General features: G+C 70.2%; 23 protein-coding genes and 1 pseudogene. 22 read left to right on the top strand and 2 right to left on the bottom strand.

All coding sequences use genetic code 11. The annotated features are described in order from the left end of the window. Nucleotides 1-18 precede the first annotated feature (18 nt). From aroC to SACXIDRAFT_RS01500, 5 genes are all read left to right on the top strand, one after another. Nucleotides 19-1,218, top strand: coding sequence for a chorismate synthase (aroC, locus tag SACXIDRAFT_RS01520; RefSeq protein ID WP_040922383.1), 1,200 nt, complete (start codon nt 19-21; stop codon nt 1,216-1,218). Then, a complete protein-coding gene (locus tag SACXIDRAFT_RS01515; protein WP_006236687.1) occupies nt 1,215-1,751 on the top strand; it encodes a shikimate kinase in 537 nt (178 codons plus the stop codon). Before aroC ends, SACXIDRAFT_RS01515 begins: the two co-directional genes overlap by 4 nt. Before the next feature lie 8 nt (nt 1,752-1,759). Next, complete coding sequence (gene aroB / locus SACXIDRAFT_RS01510; protein ID WP_006236686.1) at nt 1,760-2,866, top strand: 3-dehydroquinate synthase; 1,107 nt, start codon at nt 1,760-1,762, stop codon at nt 2,864-2,866. Further along, a complete protein-coding gene (gene aroQ, locus SACXIDRAFT_RS01505) occupies nt 2,863-3,306 on the top strand; it encodes a type II 3-dehydroquinate dehydratase (RefSeq protein WP_006236685.1) in 444 nt (147 codons plus the stop codon). Before aroB ends, aroQ begins: the two co-directional genes overlap by 4 nt. 125 nt (nt 3,307-3,431) lie before the next feature. Further along, nucleotides 3,432-4,958 (top strand): glycoside hydrolase family protein, encoded by a 1,527-nt coding sequence (locus SACXIDRAFT_RS01500; RefSeq protein ID WP_006236684.1) that lies wholly within the window; start codon nt 3,432-3,434, stop codon nt 4,956-4,958. Here the strand turns inward: SACXIDRAFT_RS01500 and SACXIDRAFT_RS01495 are convergent. After that, nucleotides 4,952-5,401 carry a hypothetical protein gene (locus SACXIDRAFT_RS01495; protein ID WP_006236683.1) on the bottom strand — a complete coding sequence of 150 codons (450 nt, stop codon included), beginning with the start codon at nt 5,399-5,401 and terminating at the stop codon, nt 4,952-4,954. The genes SACXIDRAFT_RS01500 and SACXIDRAFT_RS01495 overlap by 7 nt on opposite strands. Before the next feature lie 117 nt (nt 5,402-5,518). Between SACXIDRAFT_RS01495 and SACXIDRAFT_RS01490 the strand changes: the two genes are divergently transcribed. The 3 genes from SACXIDRAFT_RS01490 to nusB are packed head-to-tail and all read left to right on the top strand — an operon-like array spanning nt 5,519 to nt 7,692. Next, nucleotides 5,519-6,616, top strand: coding sequence for a M24 family metallopeptidase (locus SACXIDRAFT_RS01490; RefSeq protein WP_006236682.1), 1,098 nt, complete (start codon nt 5,519-5,521; stop codon nt 6,614-6,616). A gap of 35 nt (nt 6,617-6,651) precedes the next feature. Further along, the gene (gene efp / locus SACXIDRAFT_RS01485) at nt 6,652-7,209 is read left to right on the top strand and encodes an elongation factor P (protein ID WP_006236681.1); all 558 of its coding nucleotides are present in this window, start codon (nt 6,652-6,654) and stop codon (nt 7,207-7,209) included. 21 nt (nt 7,210-7,230) lie between these two features. Continuing rightward, nucleotides 7,231-7,692, top strand: a complete 462-nt coding sequence (nusB, locus tag SACXIDRAFT_RS01480) for a transcription antitermination factor NusB (RefSeq protein WP_006236680.1) — start codon at nt 7,231-7,233, stop codon at nt 7,690-7,692. A 202-nt stretch (nt 7,693-7,894) separates the two neighbouring features. On the opposite strand, the gene bldD is transcribed toward nusB, so the two are convergent. Next, nucleotides 7,895-8,383, bottom strand: a complete 489-nt coding sequence (bldD, locus tag SACXIDRAFT_RS01475; protein ID WP_005463630.1) for a transcriptional regulator BldD — start codon at nt 8,381-8,383, stop codon at nt 7,895-7,897. A gap of 260 nt (nt 8,384-8,643) precedes the next feature. On the opposite strand from bldD, the gene pyrR reads away from it, so the two are divergent. The 14 genes and pseudogenes from pyrR to SACXIDRAFT_RS01405 all read left to right on the top strand — a co-directional run bounded on the left by pyrR (nt 8,644) and on the right by SACXIDRAFT_RS01405 (nt 24,784). Further along, a complete protein-coding gene (gene pyrR / locus SACXIDRAFT_RS01470) occupies nt 8,644-9,225 on the top strand; it encodes a bifunctional pyr operon transcriptional regulator/uracil phosphoribosyltransferase PyrR (protein ID WP_006236679.1) in 582 nt (193 codons plus the stop codon). After that, a complete protein-coding gene (locus SACXIDRAFT_RS01465) occupies nt 9,222-10,157 on the top strand; it encodes an aspartate carbamoyltransferase catalytic subunit (protein ID WP_006236678.1) in 936 nt (311 codons plus the stop codon). Before pyrR ends, SACXIDRAFT_RS01465 begins: the two co-directional genes overlap by 4 nt. Before the next feature lie 135 nt (nt 10,158-10,292). After that, nucleotides 10,293-11,582, top strand: a complete 1,290-nt coding sequence (locus SACXIDRAFT_RS01460) for a dihydroorotase (protein WP_006236677.1) — start codon at nt 10,293-10,295, stop codon at nt 11,580-11,582. Next, nucleotides 11,582-12,073, top strand: a complete 492-nt coding sequence (locus SACXIDRAFT_RS01455; RefSeq protein WP_006236676.1) for a PH-like domain-containing protein — start codon at nt 11,582-11,584, stop codon at nt 12,071-12,073. The genes SACXIDRAFT_RS01460 and SACXIDRAFT_RS01455 overlap by 1 nt, the downstream gene beginning before the upstream one ends. Continuing rightward, nucleotides 12,070-13,212: a glutamine-hydrolyzing carbamoyl-phosphate synthase small subunit gene (gene carA / locus SACXIDRAFT_RS01450; protein ID WP_006236675.1), complete on the top strand. Its 1,143-nt coding sequence runs from the start codon at nt 12,070-12,072 to the stop codon at nt 13,210-13,212. The genes SACXIDRAFT_RS01455 and carA overlap by 4 nt, the downstream gene beginning before the upstream one ends. Continuing rightward, nucleotides 13,196-16,531, top strand: a complete 3,336-nt coding sequence (carB, locus tag SACXIDRAFT_RS01445; protein ID WP_006236674.1) for a carbamoyl-phosphate synthase large subunit — start codon at nt 13,196-13,198, stop codon at nt 16,529-16,531. The genes carA and carB overlap by 17 nt, the downstream gene beginning before the upstream one ends. Then, nucleotides 16,528-17,385 (top strand): orotidine-5'-phosphate decarboxylase, encoded by an 858-nt coding sequence (pyrF, locus tag SACXIDRAFT_RS01440; protein WP_006236673.1) that lies wholly within the window; start codon nt 16,528-16,530, stop codon nt 17,383-17,385. The genes carB and pyrF overlap by 4 nt, the downstream gene beginning before the upstream one ends. A gap of 320 nt (nt 17,386-17,705) precedes the next feature. Further along, the gene (gene mihF, locus SACXIDRAFT_RS01435) at nt 17,706-18,023 is read left to right on the top strand and encodes an integration host factor, actinobacterial type (RefSeq protein ID WP_006236672.1); all 318 of its coding nucleotides are present in this window, start codon (nt 17,706-17,708) and stop codon (nt 18,021-18,023) included. Beyond that, nucleotides 18,020-18,688: a guanylate kinase gene (gmk, locus tag SACXIDRAFT_RS01430; protein WP_006236671.1), complete on the top strand. Its 669-nt coding sequence runs from the start codon at nt 18,020-18,022 to the stop codon at nt 18,686-18,688. The genes mihF and gmk overlap by 4 nt, the downstream gene beginning before the upstream one ends. Further along, on the top strand, nt 18,685-18,960 hold the full coding sequence (rpoZ, locus tag SACXIDRAFT_RS01425; protein ID WP_005455670.1) for a DNA-directed RNA polymerase subunit omega: 276 nt from the start codon (nt 18,685-18,687) through the stop codon (nt 18,958-18,960). Before gmk ends, rpoZ begins: the two co-directional genes overlap by 4 nt. 7 nt (nt 18,961-18,967) lie before the next feature. After that, nucleotides 18,968-20,206: a bifunctional phosphopantothenoylcysteine decarboxylase/phosphopantothenate--cysteine ligase CoaBC gene (gene coaBC / locus SACXIDRAFT_RS01420; RefSeq protein ID WP_006236670.1), complete on the top strand. Its 1,239-nt coding sequence runs from the start codon at nt 18,968-18,970 to the stop codon at nt 20,204-20,206. A gap of 50 nt (nt 20,207-20,256) precedes the next feature. Continuing rightward, complete coding sequence (gene metK, locus SACXIDRAFT_RS01415; protein WP_006236669.1) at nt 20,257-21,471, top strand: methionine adenosyltransferase; 1,215 nt, start codon at nt 20,257-20,259, stop codon at nt 21,469-21,471. Between the two features lie 58 nt (nt 21,472-21,529). Continuing rightward, nucleotides 21,530-22,672 carry an acyltransferase family protein gene (locus SACXIDRAFT_RS01410; protein WP_006236668.1) on the top strand — a complete coding sequence of 381 codons (1,143 nt, stop codon included), beginning with the start codon at nt 21,530-21,532 and terminating at the stop codon, nt 22,670-22,672. 35 nt (nt 22,673-22,707) lie between these two features. Continuing rightward, nucleotides 22,708-24,784 (top strand): annotated as a pseudogene (locus SACXIDRAFT_RS01405) (primosomal protein N'). Nucleotides 24,785-24,950 lie beyond the last annotated feature (166 nt).

Here is a 24,950-nt window from a genome sequence, read left to right as displayed (position 1 = left end):
CGTGACAACATGGGCGCTGTGTTGCGTTGGATAACCGCTGGTGAATCGCACGGCCCCGCTCTGTCCGCCATCCTCGAGGGCATGGTGGCGGGCGTGGAGATCACGACGGACGAGCTGAGCGCGCAGTTGGCCCGTCGCCGCCTTGGCTTCGGTGCCAGTCCCCGCATGATCTTCGAGGCCGACCACGTGGAGTTCCTCGGCGGTGTCCGGCATGGACTCACCCAGGGCGGGCCTATCGCGGTGAAGATCGACAACACCGAGTGGCCCAAGTGGGAGAAGGTGATGGCCGCCGATCCCGTGGACGCGGCGGAGCTGGACGGGCTCGCGCGCAACGCTCCGCTGACCCGGCCTCGCCCGGGGCACGCCGACCTTCCCGGCATGCTGAAGTACGGGTTCGAGGAGGCGAGGCCCGTGCTGGAGCGCGCCAGTGCGCGGGAGACGGCGTCGAGGACCGCACTGGGCACCGTCGCCAGGGCCTTCCTGCGGCAGCTCCTCGGAGTCGAGATCGTCAGCCACGTGGTGTCGATCGGCAGGGCCTCGGCGCCCGAGGGTCCGTTGCCGGAGCCCGGTGACCTCGCCGCCGTCGATGAGAGCCCGGTCAGGGCCTTCGGCGAGGAGGCAGGCGACGCGATGATGGCCGAGGTGGAGAAGGTCAGGAAGGCAGGCGACACCGTAGGCGGTGTCGTCGAGGTGATCGCCTACGGCCTGCCACCCGGCCTCGGCTCGCATGTGCACTGGGACCGCCGCCTCGACGCGCGGCTCGCCGGTGCGCTGATGGGGGTGCAGGCCATGAAGGGCGTCGAGGTCGGAGACGGTTTCACCACGGCACAGCGGTGGGGCAGCGAGGCGCACGACGAGATCGACGCCGGCGGGCCGCACGGCGTGACGCGCCGCAGCAACCGCGCCGGTGGGCTTGAGGGCGGCATGACCAACGGCGAGCCGCTTCGCGTCCGCGTCGCCATGAAGCCGATCTCCACCGTCCCCCGCGCGTTGTCCACAGTAGACGTCACAACGGGTGAGCCCGCGGTCGCGATCCACCAGCGCTCCGACGTGTGTGCCGTGCCGAGGGCTGGTGTGGTGCTGGAGTCGATGGTGGCGCTCGTGCTCGCCGATGCCGCGCTGGAGAAGTTCGGCGGCGACTCGCTGGCCGAGTCGCGGCGCAATGCCGAGTCCTACCTGGCGAGCGTGCGTGAGTTCTGGGAGCGGCCGTCCCGGTGAACGAGGTCGAGGACAGCGGGCCGATCGTGGTGATCGGTCCTCCCGGTTCGGGAAAGAGCACGGTCGGCAGGTTGCTGGCGGCGCATCTCGGTGTCGATTTCCACGACGCCGACGCCGACATCGAGCGGGAGCAGGGCCGCACGATCTCCGACATCTTCGCCACCGACGGCGAGCCCGCGTTCCGTGCGATCGAGGAAGAGACGGTCGCTCGAGGTCTTCGCGAGTACACGGGCGTGTACGCGCTGGGAGGGGGTGCGGTGCTGTCGCAGCGCACCAGAGCGCGCCTTGAGGGACACCGGGTGGTGTTTCTCAACGTCGGCATGGCCGAGGGCGTGCGGCGCACCGGCCTGTCCAGTTCGCGGCCGCTGCTCGCGGGCGTCAATCCCCGTGCCACCTACCGGGCGCTGCTGGAGGCCCGGCTCCCCGTCTACCGGTCGGTGGCCACCGTCGAGGTCGGCACCGACAGCCGCACGCCCGAGGAGGTGGTCGCCGAACTGGCGGCGATCCTCCAGGGGCGTGGAGCACCGCAGTGAGGAGAGACATGACCGAACCCGTCCGGATCCCGGTGCACACCGCGCAGCCCTACGACGTCGTCGTGGGACGCGGGCTGCTCGGCGAGATCACCGAAGCGGTGCGCGACGCCTCGAAGATCGCGATCATCCATCAGCCCACGCTCACCACCACGGCCGAGGCCGTACGCGGCGAGTTGGTGGAGGCCGGTCTGGACGCCCACCGGGTGGAGATCCCCGACGCGGAGGACGGCAAGGCGCTGTCCGTGGCCGACTTCTGCTGGGAGGTGCTGGGGCGTATCGGTCTCGACCGCAGGGGAGTGGTCGTGGCGCTCGGCGGAGGAGCGGTCACCGACCTCGCCGGTTTCGTGGCGGGGACGTGGATGCGGGGCGTCCGGTTGGTCAACGTGCCGACCACCCTGCTCGGCATGGTTGACGCCGCCGTGGGCGGAAAGACCGGTATCAACACCGACGCGGGCAAGAACCTCGTCGGCGTGTTCCACGAACCGTCGGTGGTCTTCGCCGACCTCACCACCCTGGAAACCCTGCCCCGCAACGAACTCGTCGCCGGCATGGCCGAGGTCGTCAAGGCGGGCTTCATCGCCGATCCCCGCATCCTCGAGCTGATCGAGGCCGATCCCGCCGCCGCCGTCGATCCAGCCGGTGACACGCTGGCCGAGCTGGTGCGCCGCTCGATCCAGGTGAAAGCCGACGTCGTCGCGGCTGATCTGCGGGAGAGTGACCTGCGCGAGATCCTCAATTACGGTCACACGCTCGGGCACGCCATCGAACGCCGCGAACGGTACCGCTGGCGGCACGGTGCCGCGGTGAGCGTCGGCCTGGTGTTCGCGGCCGAACTCGCCCGGCTCGCGGGACGGCTCGACGACGCGACGGCCGACCGGCACGCCGCCGTGCTCACGGCACTGGGCCTGCCCACCACGTACGACGCCGACGCGCTGCCCCAGCTCATCGAGTCAATGCACGCGGACAAGAAGACCCGCTCCGGCACGCTCCGGTTCGTCGTCCTCGACGCCCTCGCCAAGCCCGGCAGGCTGGAGGGCCCCGACCCGGCACTGCTCGCCGGTGCCTACTCCGCCATCGCGTCCGGTGCGGCAGGCGAGGGGGGAGTACTGCTGTGACGAGCGCCGCGGGCGTTCACGTCCTGAACGGCCCCAACCTCGGCAGGCTGGGCACTCGCGAACCCGGCGTGTACGGCTGGACCACCTACGCCGACCTCGTGCGGCTCTGCACCGAGACCGGGTCGGAGGTCGGTCTCGACGTGACGGTGCGCCAGACCGACCACGAAGGCGAACTCGTGGGCTGGCTGCACGAGGCCGCCGACGCGGCGGCGCCGGTGATCCTCAACGCCGGAGCGTGGACGCACTACTCGATCGCCGTGCGTGACGCCGCCGCACAGCTGCGCGCCCCGTGGATCGAAGTGCACATCAGCAACGTGTACGCGCGCGAGCCCTTCCGCCACCACAGCGTTCTCTCCGACATCGCGACCGGCGTCGTGGCAGGGCTCGGGGTGGACGGCTATCGGCTCGCGCTGCGCTGGCTTGCGGCCAACGCGGGCTGAACGGCCTCGCGTTCCTAGGGAAGTCCTTTCGGCTCTTTCGACATCGTGTGGTCCCGTCGCGAGCTGTGCCGCGGGATCGTGTGGTGCGGGCAGGTGACGCGGAAGTGGAGGCGAGGCGGTTCACCATGGGCACACGCCGTCGTCGCGGGCCCGTTGGCGCGCGGGTTCTCGGTGCCGTGCTGACGCTCGTCACGGTGGGTGTGTCGAGCGCGTGCACGGTGGGCGAGGCAGCCCCCGGCGTGCCGCAGGCAGGCTCAGCCGCCACAACGGGATCACCCCGGCCTCCGGCGATCGAGCCTCGCACGCTCGCGCTCGACGGCGGGCGTGGCGGTGGCCAGGTCGTCGCGGCCGGGGGAGCGGACGCGGTCTACAACTACGGCCCGACCGTGCTGGCCGACGGCGGCACGGTGCGGATGTGGTGGTGCAGCCAATACGGCAGCGCGCCGCCTGCGGGCGACGACATCCTGTACGCGGAGGCCGATTCCCCGTCAGGCCCGTTCGCGGGGCCGGACGGCGGTATCCCCCGCGCCGTGTTTTCCGGACACCCCGGCCGGTTCGACGCGATGCACACCTGCGATCCGTCCGTGCTCCGCGTGAACGGGACGTACTACCTGTACTACACGGGCGCGGCGGGAGACCACGCCCACGGCAACGCCATCGGCCTCGCCACCAGCCGGGACGGTCTACAGTGGACCAGAGCGAGTGCCACCCCGATCGTCACACCGGCGCGGGAGACGCACCGGGACAACACCTACGGAGCTGGCCAGCCCTCTGCGGTGTATCTCGACGGCTGGTTCTACCTCATGTTCACCGACACGACGGGCAGCGCCGCGGGCTGGAACGGAGCGGGCCAGTTCGTGCTGAGGTCGCAGGACCCGGCGTTCGCCAACGGCGTCGAGGTACTGGGACCGCAGGGGTTCGCCACGGCGGCGGGGACCTCGGGTCCGCGCACGCGGTCGGTCGTGGACGCGTTCAGTGCCGATCTCGTGTGGGTGGACGCCCTCGGCGCCTTCGCCATCGCCCACCAGACCGCCGACGGCACGACGCTGACGTTCTGGAACCGCGACTTCACGGCCCAGCCGTACCATCCCGTGCTCATCCGGAGCCGGTGGGAGGAGGGGCCTGGCCTGGTGCGCAGGCCCGACGGCCACGCCCCGCTGTCGAGGACGGAGGTGTGCGGCAGGGTGCCGTTCGACGTCGTGCACGCGTCGGTGATCGGGCAGGCCGGTGCGCCGACCGATCTCCGCCACCATGGTGTGGACGTCCTTTTCGACGCGTGCGGCGATCCCGCGCGCGCGGCGGCGGTGCTCGACGGGCTCGCCGTGCCCTCGCCGGCGCGCACGATGGACCTGGTGGTGGGCGGCAGGGTGTTGCGGATCGACCGGCGATCGGTGGCCACCGCACTCGCCGGGACGGTGCTCGACGAACGGCCTCCCGTGCTCGATGACCTTCCCGTGGCGGGAAGGCTCACGGCCGGTGCTCGCGCGGTCCACGCTCCTGGCAAGGGACTCGGCGTGGTGCTGGACGGCACGCTGTGGCCGGTGACCTCCGCCGAAGCACTGGAGGCGCTGGAGGCCAACGACTCACCGGTCGAGCAGATCACGCCGCAGCAGTGGGAGACCTACCCGAAGGGGCCCGTGCTCGGTCAGTGAGCCGCCCCGGCCTCGCGGTGCGGGCGTGGCCGTGGCCGCCGGGGGACCTCCTCGCGCTCCGGTTCGCCGTCCCCGGCGTGGTAGGAGGCGGCGAGGCGCCGTCCGACCAGCAGCCCGAGCCCGGCGGGCACGAGAACCAGCAACGCGGTGAAGGCGGCTCCTCCGGTGAGAGCGGAGGCGAGTGCGCTCACGCCGGTCCGATCGACGAACACGGCCTTGCCCGCGACGGTGAGGACGCCGGAGCCCGCACCCGCGACGAGCGCGGCGATGAACCAGCATCGCCCTGCCCCGGCGAGGCCGGTCCAGGCGTCGATGGCGCTCCACAGCGCGACGGTGCCCACCAGCACGGCGAGCGCGATCGCGGCGACGAGTGTGTGGTCGGTCGGCTGGAAGACGGCGAACTTCGCGGTGGCGACGGCGGCAGCGGCATGCAGGAGGGCCATGCCGAGTCCGCGCGGAATCCAGGACGGCATCTGCGTCACTGTACTGATCGATCACCGGCGCGGGAACCGTTCGACCATGATCACCGCCGGTGGGTGCGGCGGGCCTAGACTGGCCCGGTGCCCGAGATCCACGCCGCGCGACGCCGCGCTCTCCGACAGCGAATCCAGGACGCCGAACTCGACGCTCTGCTCGTCACCGACCTGCGCAACATCCGCTACCTGACCGGCTTCACGGGGTCGAACGCCGCGCTGCTCGTGCACGAGGGCGGCGACGAGGACACCGTGTTCTGCACGGACGGCCGCTACACGACGCAGGCCGAGGCGCAGGTGCCCGACCTGCGCAGGATCATCGAGCGGCCGAGCGCCCTCGCGCTGGTCGCCGAGGCGGACGACCGGCTGGGCAAGGGCCGTGCCGTCGGTTTCGAGAGCCAGCACGTCAGCGTCGAGCAGCACGCGACGTTCACCGACGCGGCGGAGTCGGTGCTGCTGGTGAGGGGACCCGGCCTCGTCGAACGGTTGCGCGAGGTGAAGGACGACACCGAGATCGCGGCGCTGCGCGCGGCGTGCGCGGTGGCGGACCGGGCACTGGCCGATCTGCTGGAGCACGGCGGGCTGCGACCCGGTCGCACCGAACGCGAGGTGGCGCGCGAGCTGGAGAACCGCATGGCCGATCACGGTGCGGATGCCGTGGCGTTCCCCTCGATCGTCGCCGCGGGAGCCAATTCGGCGATCCCGCACCACCGGCCTACCGGTGCCGTGCTCGCGGCAGGTGACTTCGTGAAACTCGACTTCGGCGCCGTCGTGGACGGGTACCACTCGGACATGACTCGCACGATCGTGCTCGGCGAGCCAGCGCAGTGGCAGCGGGACCTGTACACGCTCGTCGCCGCGGCGCAGGCCGCGGGCACCGAGGCGGTGCGGCCGGGGCATGAGGTGTCAGCCGTGGATGCCGCGGCACGGACCGTGATCGACGACGCCGGATTCGGTGAGCAGTTCACGCACAGCCTCGGCCACGGCGTGGGGCTGGACGTGCACGAGGCGCCGAGCCTGGCGAAGACCGGCGCCGGTACACTGTCGGCCTGCATGGCGGTCACCGTGGAGCCGGGGGTCTACCTGGCGGGACGCGGTGGCGTCCGCATCGAGGACACGCTCGTCGTGCGGGAGGGCACTCCCGAGCTCCTCACCATGAGCACCAAGGAACTCGTGGTCGCCTAGTCGCGGCCCCACCCGACACAGGAGAACGCACACTCGTGGCCACCACCAACGACCTCAAGAACGGCATGGTCCTCAACCTGGACGGCCAGTTGTGGTCCGTCGTCAGTTTCCAGCACGTCAAGCCCGGCAAGGGCGGTGCCTTCGTCCGCACGACGCTCAAGCACGTCATCAGCGGCAAGGTGGTGGACAAGACGTTCAACGCGGGCACCAAGGTGGACACGGCCACGGTGGACCGTAGGAACATGACGTACCTGTACAACGACGGCTCCGACTACGTGTTCATGGACGCCGAGACGTTCGAGCAGATGGAGATCTCGGCCGACCTGGTCGGCGACGCGGCCAACTTCCTGCTGGAGAACACCGAGGTGCAGATCGGCATGCACGAGGGCACCCCGCTCTACGTGGAGCTGCCGACCTCGGTGGAGCTGACGATCGAGCACACCGACCCGGGCCTGCAGGGTGACCGGTCCACCGGTGGCACGAAGCCGGCCACGCTGGAGACCGGTGCCGAGATCCAGGTTCCGCTGTTTTTGAGCAGCGGCGAGAAGGTCAAGGTCGATACCCGCGACGGCCGTTACCTCGGCCGCGCCTGAACCCGGACGGCGACGACCACGGTGAACGACGAGTCTCGTTCCTCCCAGCCTGCCCGCCGAGGTGGCATCAGCCGCCGCGCGTCCCGTCGGCGCGCGGTGGAACTGCTGTACGAGGCGGCATTGCGTGACACCGATGCCGTGACGCTGCTGTCGGAGCGGGTCGGGTCCGTCGATGCCGACCCGGTCAGCGACTACACGGTCGCGCTGGTCGAGGGCGTCAGTGAGAACCGTGAGCGCATCGACGAGGTGCTCGCGGAGCACGCCCAGGGCTGGTCGCTCCAGCGCATGCCACCCGTGGACCTCGCGGTGCTGCGGGTCGGCCTGTACGAGCTGCTGTGGGCGGAAGACGTGCCCGACCCGGTGGCCATCGACGAGGCCGTCGGTATCGCGAAGGAGTTGTCAACCGACGATTCTCCGCGCTTCGTCAACGGTGTACTCGGCCGTATCGGCACGATCGCCGACCGGCTGCGCGCGGTCCTCTGACGACCGTCCCGCCCCGGGAAGCCGGGGCGCGGGCGGGTTCGGACGTCGAGGACCGCGCGGCCTGGCGTCCGGGCAGGGCGCGATCTTCACCACGGCTGAGCCGTGAGATGTTTCGGCGGCTGAGCCGCGAGATGTCACCGCGGTCGAGCCGCGAGATGTCACCGCGGTCGAGCCGCGGGTGTTTCCTCGGTACGGCGCCGCTTCATTCCTCCGTGGAAGGGCGGGCCTCCGGGGGCAGCACACCCCATTCGATCAGCTGCTCGGTGAGCTCACCCGGAGTCATGTCGTAGATGATGGCGAGTGACCGCAGATCCTCGGTGCGGATCGACAGCACCTTGCCGTTGTAGTCACCGCGCTGGCTCTGGATGGTGGCGGCGTAGCGGGCCAGCGGCCCCACCTTCTCCGCCGGGAGCTGCTGGAGTCTCTCCAGATTGATCACGATCTTGGTGGCGGGTTCCGCTCCGGACGGCACCCTGCCCTCCGGCAGCAGCTCGACCACAGGAACACCGTAGAAGTCGGCGAGTTCGGCCAGCTTCTGTACGGTCACCGCGCGGTCGCCCCGCTCGTAGGAGCCGACGACGACGGCCTTCCAGCGGCCACCAGACTTCTGCTCGACTCCGTGCAAGGACAGACCCTGTTGCTGGCGGATACCGCGGAGCTTGGCCCCGAGCGCCTTGGCGTAATCGCCCATGTGGTGGTTCTCCGTTTCCTCGCCCCGATGCGGCCACCGCTGACCGACAGGGAACTCTTGACCCGAATACTCAGAGTAATGGTTACGCCTCGTCGTCACCAGGTCAAGCAGATCATCGCCGCCTGGGGTTACTCACCGAGACAGACCACCCGTAAGGGCGAGGTTCCTCGCCTGCTACCTTCGGGAAGGTTCACCTGCGGAACCAGCGAAAAGAACATCCTTTAAGGACCCGTCCCGTGAGGCGGGGAAGGAGACCCTCCGTGGCGTCACGACCGCGTGACGCGACAGGATCGGCCGCTGAGCGGGAGCTGCTCTCGGCCGGTGACGTCGCGCGCACCATCGCCCGAATGGCCCATCAGGTCATCGAAAAGACCGCGCTGGGTGCCGAGGACATGCCTCCACCCGTGTTGCTGGGCATCCCGACCAGGGGAGCGCCCCTCGCCACCCGCCTCGGCGCGAAGATCACTGAATTCTCCGGGGTGGCGGTGCCGTTCGGCACCCTCGACATCACCCTCTATCGGGACGACCTCCGCCGCAGGCCCACGAGGCCGCTCGCGCAGACCCAGCTTCCCGGCACCGGGATCGACGACCGGATCGTGATCCTGGTGGACGACGTCCTCTTCTCCGGCCGCACCATCAGGGCGGCGCTGGACGCGCTGCGTGATCATGGCAGGCCGAGGGCGGTGCAGCTCGCGGTTCTCGTGGACCGTGGCCACAGGGAACTGCCGATCCGGGCCGACTACGTGGGCAAGAACGTGCCCACCTCCCGCTCCGAGGACGTCTCCGTGTTGCTCGACGAGGTGGACGGCCGGGACGCGGTGTTGCTGGGGGAGCGCCGATGAAGCACCTGCTGTCCGCCGACGATCTCGACGCCGCCACGGCGAACGCGGTGCTCGACACGGCGAGCGAGTTGAAGCGCACCCTGCTGGGCAGGGAGGTTCGCAAGCTGCCGACGCTGCGCGGGCGCACCGTCGTCACGGTGTTCTACGAGAACTCGACCCGCACCCGTGTCTCGTTCGAGATCGCGGGTAAGTGGATGAGCGCGGACGTGGTGAACGTCTCCGCGAGCTCGTCCTCGGTGGGCAAGGGCGAGTCGCTGCGGGACACCGCGCTGACGCTGGCCGCGGCGGGCGCGAACTGTGTCGTGGTGCGGCACCCCGCCTCGGGCGCGGCGCACCGGCTCGCGGGCTGGCTGGCCGAGACCGGCACCAGCGTGGTCAACGCGGGGGACGGAACGCACGAACACCCCACCCAGGCGCTACTCGACGCGGCGACGCTGCGGGAACGGCTCGGCGGCATCGAAGGGCGCAGGGTGACGATCGTGGGCGATGTCCTGCACAGCAGGGTCGCTCGCTCGAATGTGCACTTGCTCTCGACACTCGGCGCCGACGTGACGCTGGTCGCGCCCCCGACGTTGCTGCCGGTCGGGGTCGAGGCATGGCCGGTCACCGTGTCCCACGACCTGGACTCCGCTCTGCCTGCCGCCGACGCCGTGATGATGCTGCGCGTGCAGGCGGAGCGCATGCACGGGGGCTTCTTCCCCTCGGCGCGGGAGTACTCGCTCGCCTACGGGCTTTCGGAGGCGAGGGCGCGGCTGCTGCCCGAGCACGCCGTGGTGCTGCATCCGGGACCGATGCTGCGGGGGATGGAGATCGCCTCGGCCGTGGCGGACGCGCCGAACGCGGCGATCACGGAACAGGTGCGCAACGGCGTGCACGTGAGGATGGCGGTGCTGTACCACCTCCTGGCGGGAGACGGAGGCGACCGTGACTGAGGATCGTTTGGCAGTTGCGGGCGCCGACCGGGTGCGGGTGTCCCGCAGGAACGCTGAGGCGACCGTGACTGAGGATCGTTTGGCAGTTGCGGGCGCCGGCCGGGTGGGCCGCGCAGGATTCGGAGGCGATGAGTCATGACCACTGTGCTGCTGCGGCAGGTTCGCCCGTACGGCGAGGGTGAGCCGGTCGATGTGCTCGTCTCCGGCGGGGTGATCAGCAGGATCGGAGAGATTGAGCCGCCTTCTGGCGCCGAGGTGATCGAGGGCGCGGGGCAGGTTCTGCTGCCGGGTTTCGTGGATCTGCACACGCATTTGCGTGAGCCCGGCAGGGAGGACACCGAGACCATCGAGACCGGTTCGGCCGCGGCCGCGCTCGGTGGGTACACGGCCGTGTTCGCGATGGCCAACACCGACCCGGTGGCGGACAACGCGGTGGTGACCGATCACGTCTGGCGCAGGGGCCGCGAGGTCGGGCTCGTGGACGTGCACCCGGTCGGCGCCGTCACGGTGGGGCTCGCGGGTGAGCGGCTGGCCGAGATGGGCACGATGGCGAACTCGGTCGCCGGGGTCCGGATGTTCTCCGACGACGGGCACTGCGTCGCCGATCCGCTTCTGATGCGCAGGGCGCTGGAGTACTCGACCGCACTCGGGGTCGTGGTGGCTCAGCACGCGGAGGAGCCGCGTCTCACCGTCGGCGCGCAGGCGCACGAGGGTGAGAGGGCGGCGAGGCTCGGGTACGCGGGGTGGCCTGCGTCGGCGGAGGAGTCGATCGTCGCGAGGGACTGTGTGCTGGCGCGGCACGCGCGCGCCAGGTTGCACGTGTGCCACGTCTCGGCGGCAGGCACCGTGGACGTGCTGCGCTGGGCCAAGGACCAGGGCACCGAGGTGTCGGCGGAGGTCACGCCACACCACCTGCTGCTCACCGACGAGCGGCTCGCCACGTTCGACCCGGTCAACAAGGTGAATCCGCCGCTGCGGGCGGAGGCCGACGTCCTGCGGATGCGGCAGGCGCTGGCCGACGGCGTGATCGACTGCGTGGCCACCGACCACGCCCCGCACGCGCCGCAGGAGAAGGACACCGAGTGGGCGGCGGCGCGTCCCGGCATGCTGGGCTTGCAGACCGCGCTGTCGGTGGTGGCCGAGACGATGGTGCGTCCCGGACTGCTCGACTGGCGTGGTGTGGCCAGGGTCATGAGCGAGCGGCCTGCCGAGATCGTCGGTCTGCCCGATCAGGGAAGGCCCCTGGCTGTGGGCGAGCCGGCCAACCTGGTGCTGATCGACGCCGATGCGGAGTGGACCGTCCGGGGTGCCGGGCTGGCGAGCCGCGCGGCCAACACGCCGTACGAAGGGCTTCGCCTCCCCGCTGTGGTCACGGCCACGCTGCTGCGCGGGCGTGTGACCTCGCGCGAAGGGAAGATTGTGTGATGGACAGGCTTTTGCTGACACTGCTGTGCTTCGCCGTTTTCGCGCTCTGCCTCTACGGCATGTGGCGCGGCTGGCGGCGCAAGGCCCGCGCCCAGAGCGTGCGTATCCCGCCGTTTCCCGAGGTTCCCGCCGACCGGGGCGAGGTGCTGCTCGAAACTCGCGGCCTCTACGTCAGCACGACGATGTCGGGGCACTGGCAGGACCGCATCGTCACCAGGGGCGCCGGTCTGCGTGGACCCGCGGTGCTGCGGCTTCACGACGGCGGGATCGAGGTCGATCGCACCGGTGCTCCGGGTTTCTGGATTCCGCGCGAGCGCATCGTCGGCGTCGGTACGGCCAAAGGAATGGCGGGCAAGGTCATGGGCACCGAGAGCCTCTTGGTGATCACGTGGCGCCTTGGAGACGTCGAGCTCGACACCGGTCTTCGCGGTGACGATCTCTCCGTCTACCCGCAGTGGATCGAGAAGGCCAAGGGAGGTGCCCAGGTATGACCGGCACGAATGGTCACAACGCCGCCGCACTCGTTCTCGAGGACGGCCGGGTTTTCCGGGGGACGGCGTACGGGGCGCGAGGGCGCACTCTCGGCGAGGCCGTCTTCTGTACCGGCATGACCGGCTACCAGGAGACGCTGACCGACCCGTCGTACCACCGGCAGATCGTGGTGCAGACGGCGCCGCAGATCGGCAACACCGGGTGGAACGACGAGGACGACGAGTCGAACCGCATCTGGGTGGCGGGCTACGTGGTGCGCGACCCCTCGCGGGTGCCGTCCAACTGGCGGTCTACGCGGTCGCTGGACGACGCCCTCGCCGAACAGGGCGTCGTGGGCATCGCCGAGGTGGACACGCGCACGCTCACCCGGCACATCCGGGAGCACGGCGCCATGCGCGCGGGAGTGTTCTCCGGTGACGCGCTGGCCACCGAGGACGACATGGTCGCGCAGGTGCTGTCGAGCCCGGCGATGAAGGGCGCCGACCTCGCGGGCGAGGTCACGACGGCGAAGCCGTACGTGGTGCGGGCCGAGGGCGAGACCCGGTTCAGGGTGGCGGCGCTGGACCTCGGCATCAAGGCGAACACGCCGAGGCAACTGGCGAGGCGGGGTGTCGAGGTGCACGTGCTGCCTGCGGGCAGCGGCCTCGACGACGTGCTCGCCGTCGATCCGCACGGGGTGTTCCTGTCGAACGGCCCCGGTGACCCCGAGACGCAAGCCCACGCCATCGACCTCACGCGCCGCGTGCTGGAGCGCGAGCTGCCGCTGTTTGGCATCTGCTTCGGCAACCAGATCCTCGGCAGGGCGCTGGGGCTTTCCACCTACAAGATGCGCTTCGGCCATCGGGGCATCAACATCCCGGTTCTCGACGCGGCGACGGGCCGGGTCGCGATCACCTCGCAGAACCACGGCTTCGCGCTGGAAGGTGAGCCCGGCCAGCAGTTCGACTCCCCGTTCGGCAAGGCGCACGTGAGCCATTACTGCGCCAACGATGGCACCGTCGAGGGCCTTCGCTGCGAGGAGGTGCCCGCGTTCTCCGTGCAGTACCACCCGGAGGCCGCGGCAGGCCCGCACGACGCGTCCTCCCTTTTCGACGACTTCGTGACCCTGATGGAGGCCCGCCATGCCCAAGCGCACTGACATCGAGCATGTGCTCGTGATCGGGTCGGGGCCGATCGTCATCGGCCAGGCAGCCGAGTTCGACTACTCCGGCACCCAGGCATGCCGTGTTCTGAGGTCGGAGGGCCTGCGGGTGAGCCTGGTGAACTCCAACCCGGCGACGATCATGACCGACCCGGAGTTCGCCGACTCCACCTACGTCGAACCGGTCACGCCGGATTTCGTGGAGAAGGTGATCGTCGCCGAGCAGGAGAAGGGCAGGCCGATCGACTCGCTGCTCGCCACGCTCGGCGGGCAGACGGCCCTGAACTGCGCTGTGGCCCTTCACGAGCGCGGCGTGCTGGAGAAGTACGGCATCGAGCTGATCGGCGCCGACATCGACGCCATCCAGCGCGGTGAGGACCGGCAGAAGTTCAAGGACATCGTGCGTGCCATCGGCGGCGGGGTGCCGCGCAGCGCCGTGTGCCACTCGATGGAGGAGGTGCGCGAGACCGTCGCGGAACTCGGCCTCCCCGTCGTCATCCGGCCGTCGTTCACCATGGGCGGGCTCGGGTCCGGCATGGCGCACACGCCGGAGGAACTCGAACGCATGGCGTCGTTCGGCCTTGAAGAGAGCCCGGTCACCGAGGTGCTCATCGAGGAGAGCGTCCTCGGGTGGAAGGAATACGAGCTGGAGTTGATGCGCGACCGCCACGACAACGTGGTGATCGTGTGCTCCATCGAGAACCTCGACCCGATGGGCGTGCACACGGGCGACTCGGTCACCGTGGCGCCCGCGATGACGCTCACCGACCGCGAGTACCAGCACATGCGTGATGTCGGGATCGCGGTGTTGCGCGAGGTCGGCGTGGACACCGGCGGCTGCAACATCCAGTTCGCCGTCAACCCCGAGGACGGCCGCATGGTCGTCATCGAGATGAACCCCAGGGTGTCGCGCTCGTCGGCCCTGGCGTCGAAGGCCACGGGCTTCCCCATCGCCAAGATCGCGGCCAAGCTCGCCATCGGCTACACGCTCGACGAGATCACCAACGACATCACCGGTGAGACGCCCGCGTCGTTCGAGCCGACGCTCGACTACGTGGTCGTCAAGATGCCGAGGTTCGCGTTCGAGAAGTTCCCCGGAGCCGACCCGATGCTCACCACGACGATGAAGAGTGTCGGCGAGGCGATGGCGCTGGGCCGCAGTTTTCCCGAGGCGCTGGGCAAGGCCATGCGCTCGCTGGAGACCAAGGCCGTCGGGTTCTGGACGAGGCCGGACCCCGAGGGCGCGACACTGGAGTCGGTGCTCGACCAGCTCCGCACGCCCCACGAGGGCCGCGTCTACACCGTGGAGCGCGCCCTGCGCCTCGGTGCGACGGTCGAGCAGATCCACGAGGCCAGCGGCATCGACCCATGGTTCATCGACCAGATCGCCTTCATCGGCGAGGTCGGCGCGCAGGTGCGCGACGCGCCGGTGCTGGAGGAACACCTGCTGCGCAAGGCCAAGCGCATCGGCCTTTCCGACCGGCAGATCGCGGCACTGCGGCCCGAACTGGCCGGTGAGGACGGCGTGCGGGCGCTGCGGCACCGGCTGGGTGTCCGCCCGGTCTTCAAGACCGTGGACACCTGCGCCGCGGAGTTCGAGGCGAGGACGCCGTACCACTACTCGGCGTACGAGTCGGACCCGGACGCGGAGTCCGAGGTCGCGCCGCAGCGTGAGAAGCCGAAGGTGCTCATCCTCGGCTCGGGGCCGAACCGCATCGGCCAGGGCATCGAGTTCGACTATTCCTGCGTGCACGCCGCGCTGGCGCTGCGGGAAGCCGGGTTCGAGGCCGTGATGGTCAACTGCAACCCGGAGACGGTGTCCACCGACTACGACACCTCCGACCGCCTGTACTTCGAACCGCTCACGTTCGAGGACGTGCTGGAGATCGTGCACGCCGAGCAGGAGTCGGGCGAGGTCGCCGGGGTGATCGTGCAGCTCGGCGGCCAGACGCCGCTCGGACTCGCCCAGCGGCTCGCCGACGCGGGCGTTCCCGTGGTGGGCACGCCGCCCGAGGCGATCCACCTCGCCGAGGAACGCGGGGCGTTCGGCGACGTGCTCGCAGCGGCGGGGCTGCCTGCGCCGAAGTACGGCATGGCCACGTCGTTCGACGGTGCCCGCCGCATCGCCGACGAGATCGGCTACCCGGTGCTCGTGCGCCCGTCCTACGTGCTGGGCGGCAGGGGCATGGAGATCGTCTACGACGAGGAGTCGCTGCGCGGCTACATCGAGCGCGCCACGGAGGTGACGCCCGAACACCCGGTGCTGGTGGACCGCTTCCTCGACGACGCCATCGAGATCGACGTCGATGCGCTCTACGACGGTGAGGACCTGTACCTGGGCGGGGTGATGGAGCACATCGAGGAGGCCGGGATTCACTCCGGCGACTCCGCGTGCGCGCTTCCGCCCATCACGCTGGGCCACACCGATCTGGAGACCGTGCGCCGCTCGACCGAGGCCATCGCGAAGGGCATCGGCGTGCGAGGGCTGCTCAACGTCCAGTACGCGCTGAAGGACGACGTTCTCTACGTGCTGGAGGCCAACCCCAGGGCGTCGAGGACCGTGCCGTTCGTGTCGAAGGCCACCGCGGTGCCGCTGGCGAAGGCGGCGGCGCTGCTCATGACCGGTTCGTCGATCGCCGATCTGCGCGCACGGGGCGTGCTGCCCGCCGAGGGCGACGGAGGGCTGCTGCCTGTTGGCTCCCCTGTGGCGGTGAAGGAGGCGGTCCTGCCGTTCCACCGCTTCCGCACCCCCGAGGGCCACGGCGTTGACTCACTGCTCGGCCCCGAGATGAAATCGACGGGCGAGGTGATGGGCGTCGATCTGTCCTTCGGTGAGGCGTTCGCCAAGTCGCAGGCGGGCTCGTACGGGTCGCTGCCGACGCAGGGCACCGTGTTCGTGTCGGTGGCCAACCGCGACAAGCGGTCGCTGGTGTTCCCCGTCAAGCGGCTCGCCGACCTCGGGTTCGCGGTCGTGGCCACCGAGGGAACGGCGGAGGTGTTGCGGCGCAACGGAATCGACTGCGCGGTGGTGCGCAAGCACTACCAGGGCAGCACACCGGACGAGCCCAACATCGTCGAGGTGATCCTCGACGGCGGGGTGGACATGGTGATTAACACTCCGTACGGCAACAGCGGCCCGAGGGTGGACGGCTACGAAATCCGCACGGCGGCGGTGTCGCGGGGAATCCCGTGCATCACCACGGTGCAGGGTGCCGCCGCGGCCGTGCACGGCATCGAGGCACTGATCCGCGGTGACATCGTCGCGCGGTCGTTGCAGGAACTCCAGGCCACCGTTCGCGAGGTGACGGGCGCGTGAGTGCGGAGAACACAGCCGCGCGCCCTTTCGGCGCGCGGCTGGCCGAGGCCGTCGCCGAGCGAGGGCCGCTGTGCGTGGGTGTTGACCCGCATCCGGAGCTGCTGCGGTCGTGGGGGCTGCCCGTTGACGCGAGCGGTCTCGAACGCTTTGCCCTGACGGCGACGGAGGCACTCGCGGGCTCCGTCGCCGTGCTGAAGCCGCAGTCGGCGTTCTTCGAGACGTACGGATCGGCGGGAATCGCTGTGCTGGAACGGGTTCTCGCCACCACGAGGCAGGCCGGTGCGCTCCTTCTGCTGGATGTCAAGCGGGGTGACATCGGCTCCACGATGGCCGCCTACACCGACGCTTATCTCGCCGACGGCGCCCCGCTGGCGGTCGATGCGATCACCGTGTCGCCCTACCTCGGATTCGGTTCGCTGGAGCCCGCGCTGGCCAAGGCCCGCAGCACGGGCAGGGGAGTCTTCGTTCTCGCGAGGACGTCCAATCCGGAGGGGCACACCGTGCAGCGGGCGAGAGACTCTTCGGGAACCACAGTGGCACAGTCCGTTGTGGACGCCGCGGCGCGGTACAACGCCGGTGCCGAGCCGCTGGGCGACGTCGGCGTGGTGGTCGGGGCCACCGTCGGGCCAGGTGAGGTGCGTCTCGACACATTCAACGGCCCCGTGCTGGCCCCGGGGTTCGGCGCGCAGGGGGCCACGGCGGAGGATGTGCGGCGGGTGTTCGGCGCGGGATTGCGCGGGCTGCTGCCCGCGTCGTCGCGTGATGTGCTGCGCCACGGGCCCTCTCCCGATGCGCTGCTCTCGGCGGCGCGGCGCGCGGCCGACAGTCTTGCGGCCATTCTGCCCTCGTCCTGACCGGCTCGCGAACAAGCCCAGGTCCGACCATATTTTGATCTTGCACTACGCTACGTTTCGTGGCGTCAGGCGGGGTTTACGGCGCGACAGGCAGAGCAACGGATTCCGGCCGCACTGCCCGGCAACGGGCAGTGTTGTCGTGAGTAGTGTCGTCTCTGGCCGCGGATCACGGCTCCCAGTCGTGACCCGGTTCAGTGTCGCCGGAAAGGACTTCCGGTGACACCTGCGGTCGGCGCCACCCCCGCATTGAGAGTCAAGGTCGAGGGTGGGTACGGTCGCCACACCCACCCAGAATTTTCTGAGTAACACCGGAGGAAAACGTGGCACTTCCCCAGCTCACCGAGGAACAGCGTGCTGCGGCGCTGGAGAAGGCCGCCGCCGCCCGTCGCGCTCGCGCGGAGCTCAAGGAACGGCTCAAGCGCGGCGGTACGACCCTCGCCGAGGTGCTGAAGCAGGCCGACGAGGACGAGGTTCTCGGCAAGATGAAGGTCTCCGCTCTGCTGGAGGCCCTGCCGGGCGTGGGTAAGGTGCGTGCGCAGCAGACGATGGAGCGACTGGAGATCGCGACCAGCCGTCGTCTGCGTGGCCTCGGCGACCGGCAGCGCAAGGCGCTGCTGGCCGAGTTCAGCGGCGAGTGAGTGAGCAGGACCGCGGCTCTCACGCGGCAGGCCGGTCGGCAGGTCGCGTGGTGAACGGTGAGCCGGTGCCGGGCGCGAGCCCACGGCACCGGCTCACCGTCGTCTCGGGGCCGTCCGGGGTCGGGAAGTCGAGCGTCGTGGCGGAGCTGCGGAGGCTGTGCCCCGACATCTACTTCAGCGTGTCGGTCACCACCCGGCCGCCGCGTGCGGGCGAGGTGGACGGGGTGCACTACCACTTCGTGGACAGCGGCACCTTTGAGACCATGGCCAGCGGCGGGGAGTTGCTCGAACACGCCGAGTTCGCGGGCAACCGCTACGGCACACCCCGGGAACCTGTCGAACGGATGCTGCGGGAGGGCCGCCCCGCGGTGCTGGAGATCGAACTCAAGGGCGCGCGCCAGGTGCGCGAGGCGATGCCGGACGCACAGTTGGTGATGTTGCTGCCGCCGTCCTGGGACGAACTGGTCGGCAGGCTCACCGGGCGCGGCACGGAACACGACGACGCCGTGCGCGCACGGCTGCGCGAGGCCGAACGTGAACTCGCGGCGGCGGACGAGTTCGACCAGCGCATCGTCAACGCCGATGTGCGGACCGCCGCACGCCAGTTGCTAAGCTTGGTGACTGGCCGAACCACCGCTTGCGACGAGACGGAGCACAGTCAGTGACCGCGATTACGCTGGGTCCGCAGGGTGAGCAGCTCGAAGGCATCACCAACCCGCCCATCGACGACCTGCTCGAGAAGGTCAGCTCCAAGTACGCCCTCGTGATCTACGCGGCGAAGCGCGCCCGTCAGATCAACGACTACTACGCGCAGCTCGGTGAGGGGCTCTTGGAGTACGTGGGCCCGCTTGTGGAGCCGGGCCCGAGGGAGAAGCCGCTGTCGATCGCTCTGCGCGAGATCCACTCGGGTCTGCTGGAGCACACCGAAGGCGAGTAGTCCGCCGGTGACGACACGGCCGCGAGTCGTCCTCGGTGTCGGGGGCGGTATTGCCGCCTACAAGGCGTGCGAGGTGTTGCGGGGACTCACCGAGACAGGGCACGACGTCCGCGTCGTCCCCACCGCCTCCGCCCTGAACTTCGTCGGGGCGGCGACGTTCGAGGCGCTGTCGGGGCACCCGGTGGACACCGGGGTGTTCAGCCGGGTTCCCGAGGTGCAGCATGTCCGCGTCGGCCAGGAGGCCGACCTGGTGCTGGTCGTCCCCGCGACCGCGGATCTGCTGGCCAAGGCCGCGCACGGACTCGCCGATGACCTGCTCACCAACACGCTGCTGACGGCGAGGTGCCCTGTCGCGTTCTTCCCCGCCATGCACACCGAGATGTGGGAGCATCCCGCCACGCGCGACAACGTGGCGCTGCTGCGGTCGCGGGGCGTGGTGGTCACCGAGCCGGACTCTGGCCGGTTGACCGGGAAGGACACGGGCAAGGGCCGCCTCGCCCACCCGCAGGAGATCGTCGATCTCGCCCGCCTGCTGCTGGCGAGACCCACGGCGCTGCCGAGAGATCTCGACGGCGTCAGGGTCGTGGTGTCGGCGGGAGGGACGAGAGAGCCGCTGGACCCGGTGCGCTTCCTCGGCAACCGCTCGTCGGGCAAGCAGGGCTACGCGCTCGCCAGGGTCGCCGCGCAGCGGGGTGCCGAGGTGACACTCGTCGCCGCACACACGGCGGCGCTGCCCGATCCCGCTGGGACGCGCGTGGTGCGGGTCTCGACGGCCGAGGAGCTGGAGAAGGCCGTGAACGCGGCGGCGGCGGACGCCGATGTCGTCGTCATGGCCGCCGCCGTCGCGGACTTCCGCCCGGCCGATCGCGCCGAGCACAAAATCAAGAAGACGGATGACGATTCGGCGCCCGCAGTGGTGCTGACCCGCAACAACGACGTCCTCGCGGGTCTGGTGCGGCGGCGGCGTCCCGGCCAGCTCCTCGTGGGTTTCGCTGCGGAGACGGGCGACGCGCACGGCACCGTGCTCGACCACGGCAGGGCCAAGCTGAAGCGCAAGGGCGTCGATCTGCTGGTGCTCAACGCCGTCGGCGAGGGCAGGGCGTTCGAGGTGGACGAGAACACCGGGTGGCTACTGTCCTCCGACGGCGCCGAACGGAGCATTCCCCTGGGGGCGAAGTCCGAGCTGGCGACCATTGTGTGGGACGCCGTGTCGGAGTTGGTGCGTGCGGGTGGACGTGCCCAGTAGGCTGCCCCGGTAGACACTCTGTCGCGTCGATCGAGGATGGGGCGAGTCCGGTGAGTGCGTCCAACCGCAGGTTGTTCACCTCGGAGTCGGTGACTGAAGGGCACCCCGACAAGGTCTGTGACTCGATCAGCGACACGATCCTCGACGCGCTGCTGAGCAAGGACCTCCACAGCCGGGTCGCGGTGGAGGCCCTGATCACCACAGGGCAGGTGCACATCGCGGGTGAGGTGACCACGGAGGCGTACGCCGACATCCCGACCCTCGTGCGCGACCGCATCCTCGACATCGGCTACGACTCGTCCACCAAGGGGTTCGACGGCGCGTCCTGCGGGGTGAACGTCGCCATCGGTTCGCAGTCGCCGGACATCGCGCAGGGCGTCGAGTCCGCCTATGAGACGCGGATCGGAGAGCACGATCCGGGCGAGGTGGACGAGCTGGACCGTCAGGGTGCCGGTGACCAGGGCCTGATGTTCGGCTATGCCTGCTCGGACACGCCCGAGCTGATGCCCCTGCCGATCGCGCTGGCTCATCGCCTCGCGCGCCGGTTGACGGCCGTACGCAAGCAGGGTGTGCTGCCGTATCTGCGTCCCGACGGCAAGACCCAGGTGACCATCGAGTACGAGGGTGACCGTCCGGTGCGGCTGGACACGGTGGTGATCTCCAGCCAGCACGCCGAGGGCATCGACCTTCAGAAGCTGCTCGCGGTGGACGTCGCCGAGCACGTGGTGACGCCGGTGTTGCGGGAGATGAACTGGGACCAGGAGGACGCGCGCCTCCTGGTGAACCCGACGGGCCGGTTCGTGGTGGGTGGTCCGATGGGTGACGCGGGGCTGACGGGCCGCAAGATCATCGTGGATACGTACGGCGGGATGGCCCGGCACGGTGGTGGTGCTTTCTCGGGCAAGGACCCGTCGAAGGTGGACCGCTCGGCCGCCTACGCGATGCGCTGGGTCGCCAAGAACATCGTCGCCGCGGGCCTCGCGGGCAGGGTCGAGGTTCAAGTGGCCTATGCGATCGGCAAGGCGGCTCCGGTGGGGTTGTTCGTGGAGACGTTCGGGACGGAGAAGGTGGACCCCGCCAAGATCCAGGCCGCGATCACCGAGGTGTTCGATCTGCGTCCCGCGGCGATCATCCGTGATCTCGACCTGTTGCGGCCGATCTACGCCCCGACGGCCGCCTACGGTCACTTCGGCCGCACCGACATCGACCTGCCCTGGGAGAAGACCGACCGCATCGACGACCTCCGGCACGCTGCCGGAGCGTGACGGCACGCCACCACCCCTGCGGGGTACGGCCGGTGTGGTGGCCTAAACTTCCGGACTCATGGTGCAGGCGCAGGAGGTCAGGCCGAGCCCGCTGGTGGCGGCACGACCGGATAAGGCCGGGCCGCGCAAACCGCGCTACATCAGCTGGGATGTCATCAGGGTCGTCGGCATTCTCGCCGTTCTGGCCTTTCATGCCACGTTGCTCGCGCCGCTGAATCTTCCCGGCCTCGATCTTCCGCCGGAACCGCTGCGCATGGACTTCCCGTTCGGCGCCTCGGTGCTGATCACGGTGTCCGGTTACTTCGCGGCGATGACGATCGGCAAGCATTCGTCGCTGCGCTGGTGGCTGCGCAGGCTGGCGCGCCTGCTGCCCGCGTTCTGGGTAGCGGTGCTGGTGATCTTCGCGGCGACCCAGCTCTTCGCGCCGGAAGGACTGCCGAGGCACACCTACCGCGATCTGCTCGGCAACCTCGCCCTCGTGCACCTGCTGGTACCCGACATCGCCTACATCGACCTCGCGCACTGGACCGTGCCCGTGCAGGTCGCCGGGTTCACGGCGATCGCGCTGCTCGCGGCGAGCAAACGGGTCCGGGGCAGGGTGGCGTCGGCGGTGATGTGGCTGGTGCTGCTCGTGCCACTGGCGGTGCGGTACCTGTTCATGGGGCCGGGTGACATGGTGCCGATGTGGCTGTCCATCGCCATGGACGGCACGGGCCTCAACCGCGCCCACCTGCTTCTCGCGGGCGTCGCCATCTACCGGTGGTCGAAGAAGCGGATGAGCTTCACCGAGCTGTACCTGATGCTCCTCGCCGTGCTGCTGGCTCACGACCTGCACCCGCCGGACAACGACGCCGTGCAGCCTTATGCGCTGGCCATGGTGCTCATCTGCGTCGCGGCCTACGAACCGGCCTGGAACGGCAGGGTCTTCACGGCGCTGGAGCGGCCGATCCGCTGGCTCGCCGGCATCTCCTACGGCGTCTACCTCATGCACTTCGTGATGGGCACCATCGTGGCCAGGCACCTCGCCGACCTCGGCCTGCCGTGGTGGGGCTGGGTGCCCGCGTGGTTCGCCACGGCGATCGTGCTGGGCTGGGCTCTGACGAAGTTCGTGGAGCGACCCGTGTTCGACTTCTTCAACCGGTGGCTCACTCCCCAGGGCAAGCCGGTTCCGCCGGCGCGTCCCGCCCGACCGTCGGTGTGACGGGGCCGCCGGGCGGGTCTGGTAAAGAGGAACCGATGAGCCGCTCGGACCCCGACCCGCTGTGGGAACTTCCGCGAACCGCGCAAACGGCGTCGCGAGCGAAGGCGGGGCCCGGCGCGAAGTCCCGTCGGTCGGGGAGGGGCAAGCGGCAACCGGCCGAGGTCGATCCCATCGCCCGTGTGCTGGTGGACGTCCCGCTGGCCCACCTCGACCGAACCTTCGACTACCAGGTGCCGCGTGAGTTCGCCGACTCCGCCGTGCCGGGCTGCCGGGTGCGGGTGCGGTTCGCGGGAAAGCTCGTGGACGGATACCTGCTTGAGCGGGCCTCCACCACCGAGTACACCCGGGCGCTCGCGTTTCTGGAACGGGTCGTCTCGGCCGAGAGGGTGCTGCCGGACGCGTTGCTGCGGGTGTGCCAGGCGGTCGCCCGACGCTACGGTGGCACGCTCGCGGACGTGGTACGGCTGGCAGTCCCGCCACGCCATGCGAAGGCCGAGGCCGAACCCCCGCGTGAGCCCGCTTCCCCGCCCCCGCGACCGGATGTGGACGGCTGGGACCGCTATGTGCACGGCGCCGCGTTCGTCTCAGCCGTGCGGGAGGGACGGCAGGCCAGGGCGGTGTGGCAGGCGCTGCCGGGCGAGGACTGGCCACGCAGGCTGGCCGAACTCGCCACCACGGTGGCGGCCACCGGCAGGGGCGCCGTGCTCGTGGTCCCCGACCACCGCGACGTGGCTCGCCTGCATGCGGCCTGCGCGGACCTGGCGGGGGACGACGCCGTCGTGGCGTTGTCGGCGGGGCTCGGGCCCGCCGAACGGTACCGTCGCTGGCTCGCCGTGGTGCGTGGTGCGGTGCGCATCGTGGTGGGCACCCGCGCCGCGATGTTCGCGCCTGTCGCCGATCCAGGGCTCTACGTCGTGTGGGACGACGGCGACGACCTCCATGTCGATCAGCACGCCCCGTACCCGCAGGTACGGGACGTGCTCATGCTCCGCGCGCACACCGACGCGGCGTCGGTGCTGGTGGCGGGCCACGCCAGGACGGCCGAGGCGCAGTTGCTGGTCGAGACCGGCTGGGCGCACGCGATCACACCGTCGCGCGACGAGCTGCGCGCGCGGGCTCCCCGGGTGACACCCACGGGCGAGGACTTCGACGTCGCCCGCGACGAGGCGGCCCGCGCGGCGCGGCTGCCCGCCGTAGCGTTCGAGGCCGCGAGAGGCAGCCTGTCGGCGGGTGCGCCGGTGCTGGTGCAGGTTCCCCCGGCGCGGTTACGTTCCGGGGCTCGCGTGTGCGCGATGCCGGACCCCCGCGCGGTGCCGCAGGTGTGCGGGGCCGTTGCTGTTGCCGGGCGGAGGCGGGGCGCCGCGCTGCCGCTGGTGCGGGGTGTCGGACGCGGCATACCACTGCCCGGCGTGTGCGTCGCAACGGCTGCGGGCCGTCGTCGTGGGTGCGCTGCGCACGGCCGAGGAACTGGGGAGGGCTTTCCCCGGCGTCGCGGTGCGGACATCCGGAGGTGGGGAGGTGCTGGCCGCCGTACCGGCCAGGCCCGCGCTGGTCGTGGCGACGCCGGGAGCCGAACCGGTCGCCGAGGGCGCCTACGGTGCGGCGCTGTTGCTCGACGGTTGGGCATTGCTCGGCCGCCAGGATCTGCGAGCCGCCGAGGAGACGCTGCGCCGCTGGATGGCGGCGGCGACGCTGGTGCGCCCGGCGAGGGACGGTGGCCGCGTGGTCGTTGGCGCGGAAGCGGGAATCCCGGTGGTGCAGGCGCTCGTGCGCTGGGACCCAGGCTGGCACGCCGGGCTGGAACTCGCCGAGCGTGCGGAACTCGGTTTCCCGCCGCAGGTTCGCATGGCGAGTGTGGAAGGCACCCCCGACGCGGTGGCAGGCCTGCTCGACGAGATCGCGCTTCCTCCCTCGGCCGAGGTGCTCGGGCCCGTTCCGCTCGGGGAGATCGACGAGGAGGGACGCGCCGAACGGGAACGCGCACTGCTGCGCGTGCCGAGGGAGCACGGCAGGGCCCTGGCGGAGGCCGTCCACGCGGTCCGCGCCGTACGGGATGCGCGTAAGGCCACCGAGCCGGTGCGAATCCAGCTCGACCCCCTTGCCCTGGTGTGACGCCGTGTCCGCACCTGGTGCACGAGTGCTGGCACCCGGTGCACCAGTGTTGGCACTTGGCGCCCGTGTCCGCAGTTTGTGCACATGTGTTGGCAGTTCGTGCACGAGTGTTGGCAGTTCGAGTGACGAAAGACCCGGCACCGGCAAGCTGGATGTGAACTGCCTG

The organism is Saccharomonospora xinjiangensis XJ-54 (genome assembly GCF_000258175.1).
Lineage (GTDB): Bacteria > Actinomycetota > Actinomycetes > Mycobacteriales > Pseudonocardiaceae > Saccharomonospora > Saccharomonospora xinjiangensis.
The sequence above is the reverse complement of the archived record's forward strand: the minus strand, read 5'-3'. Positions and strand labels throughout refer to the sequence as shown.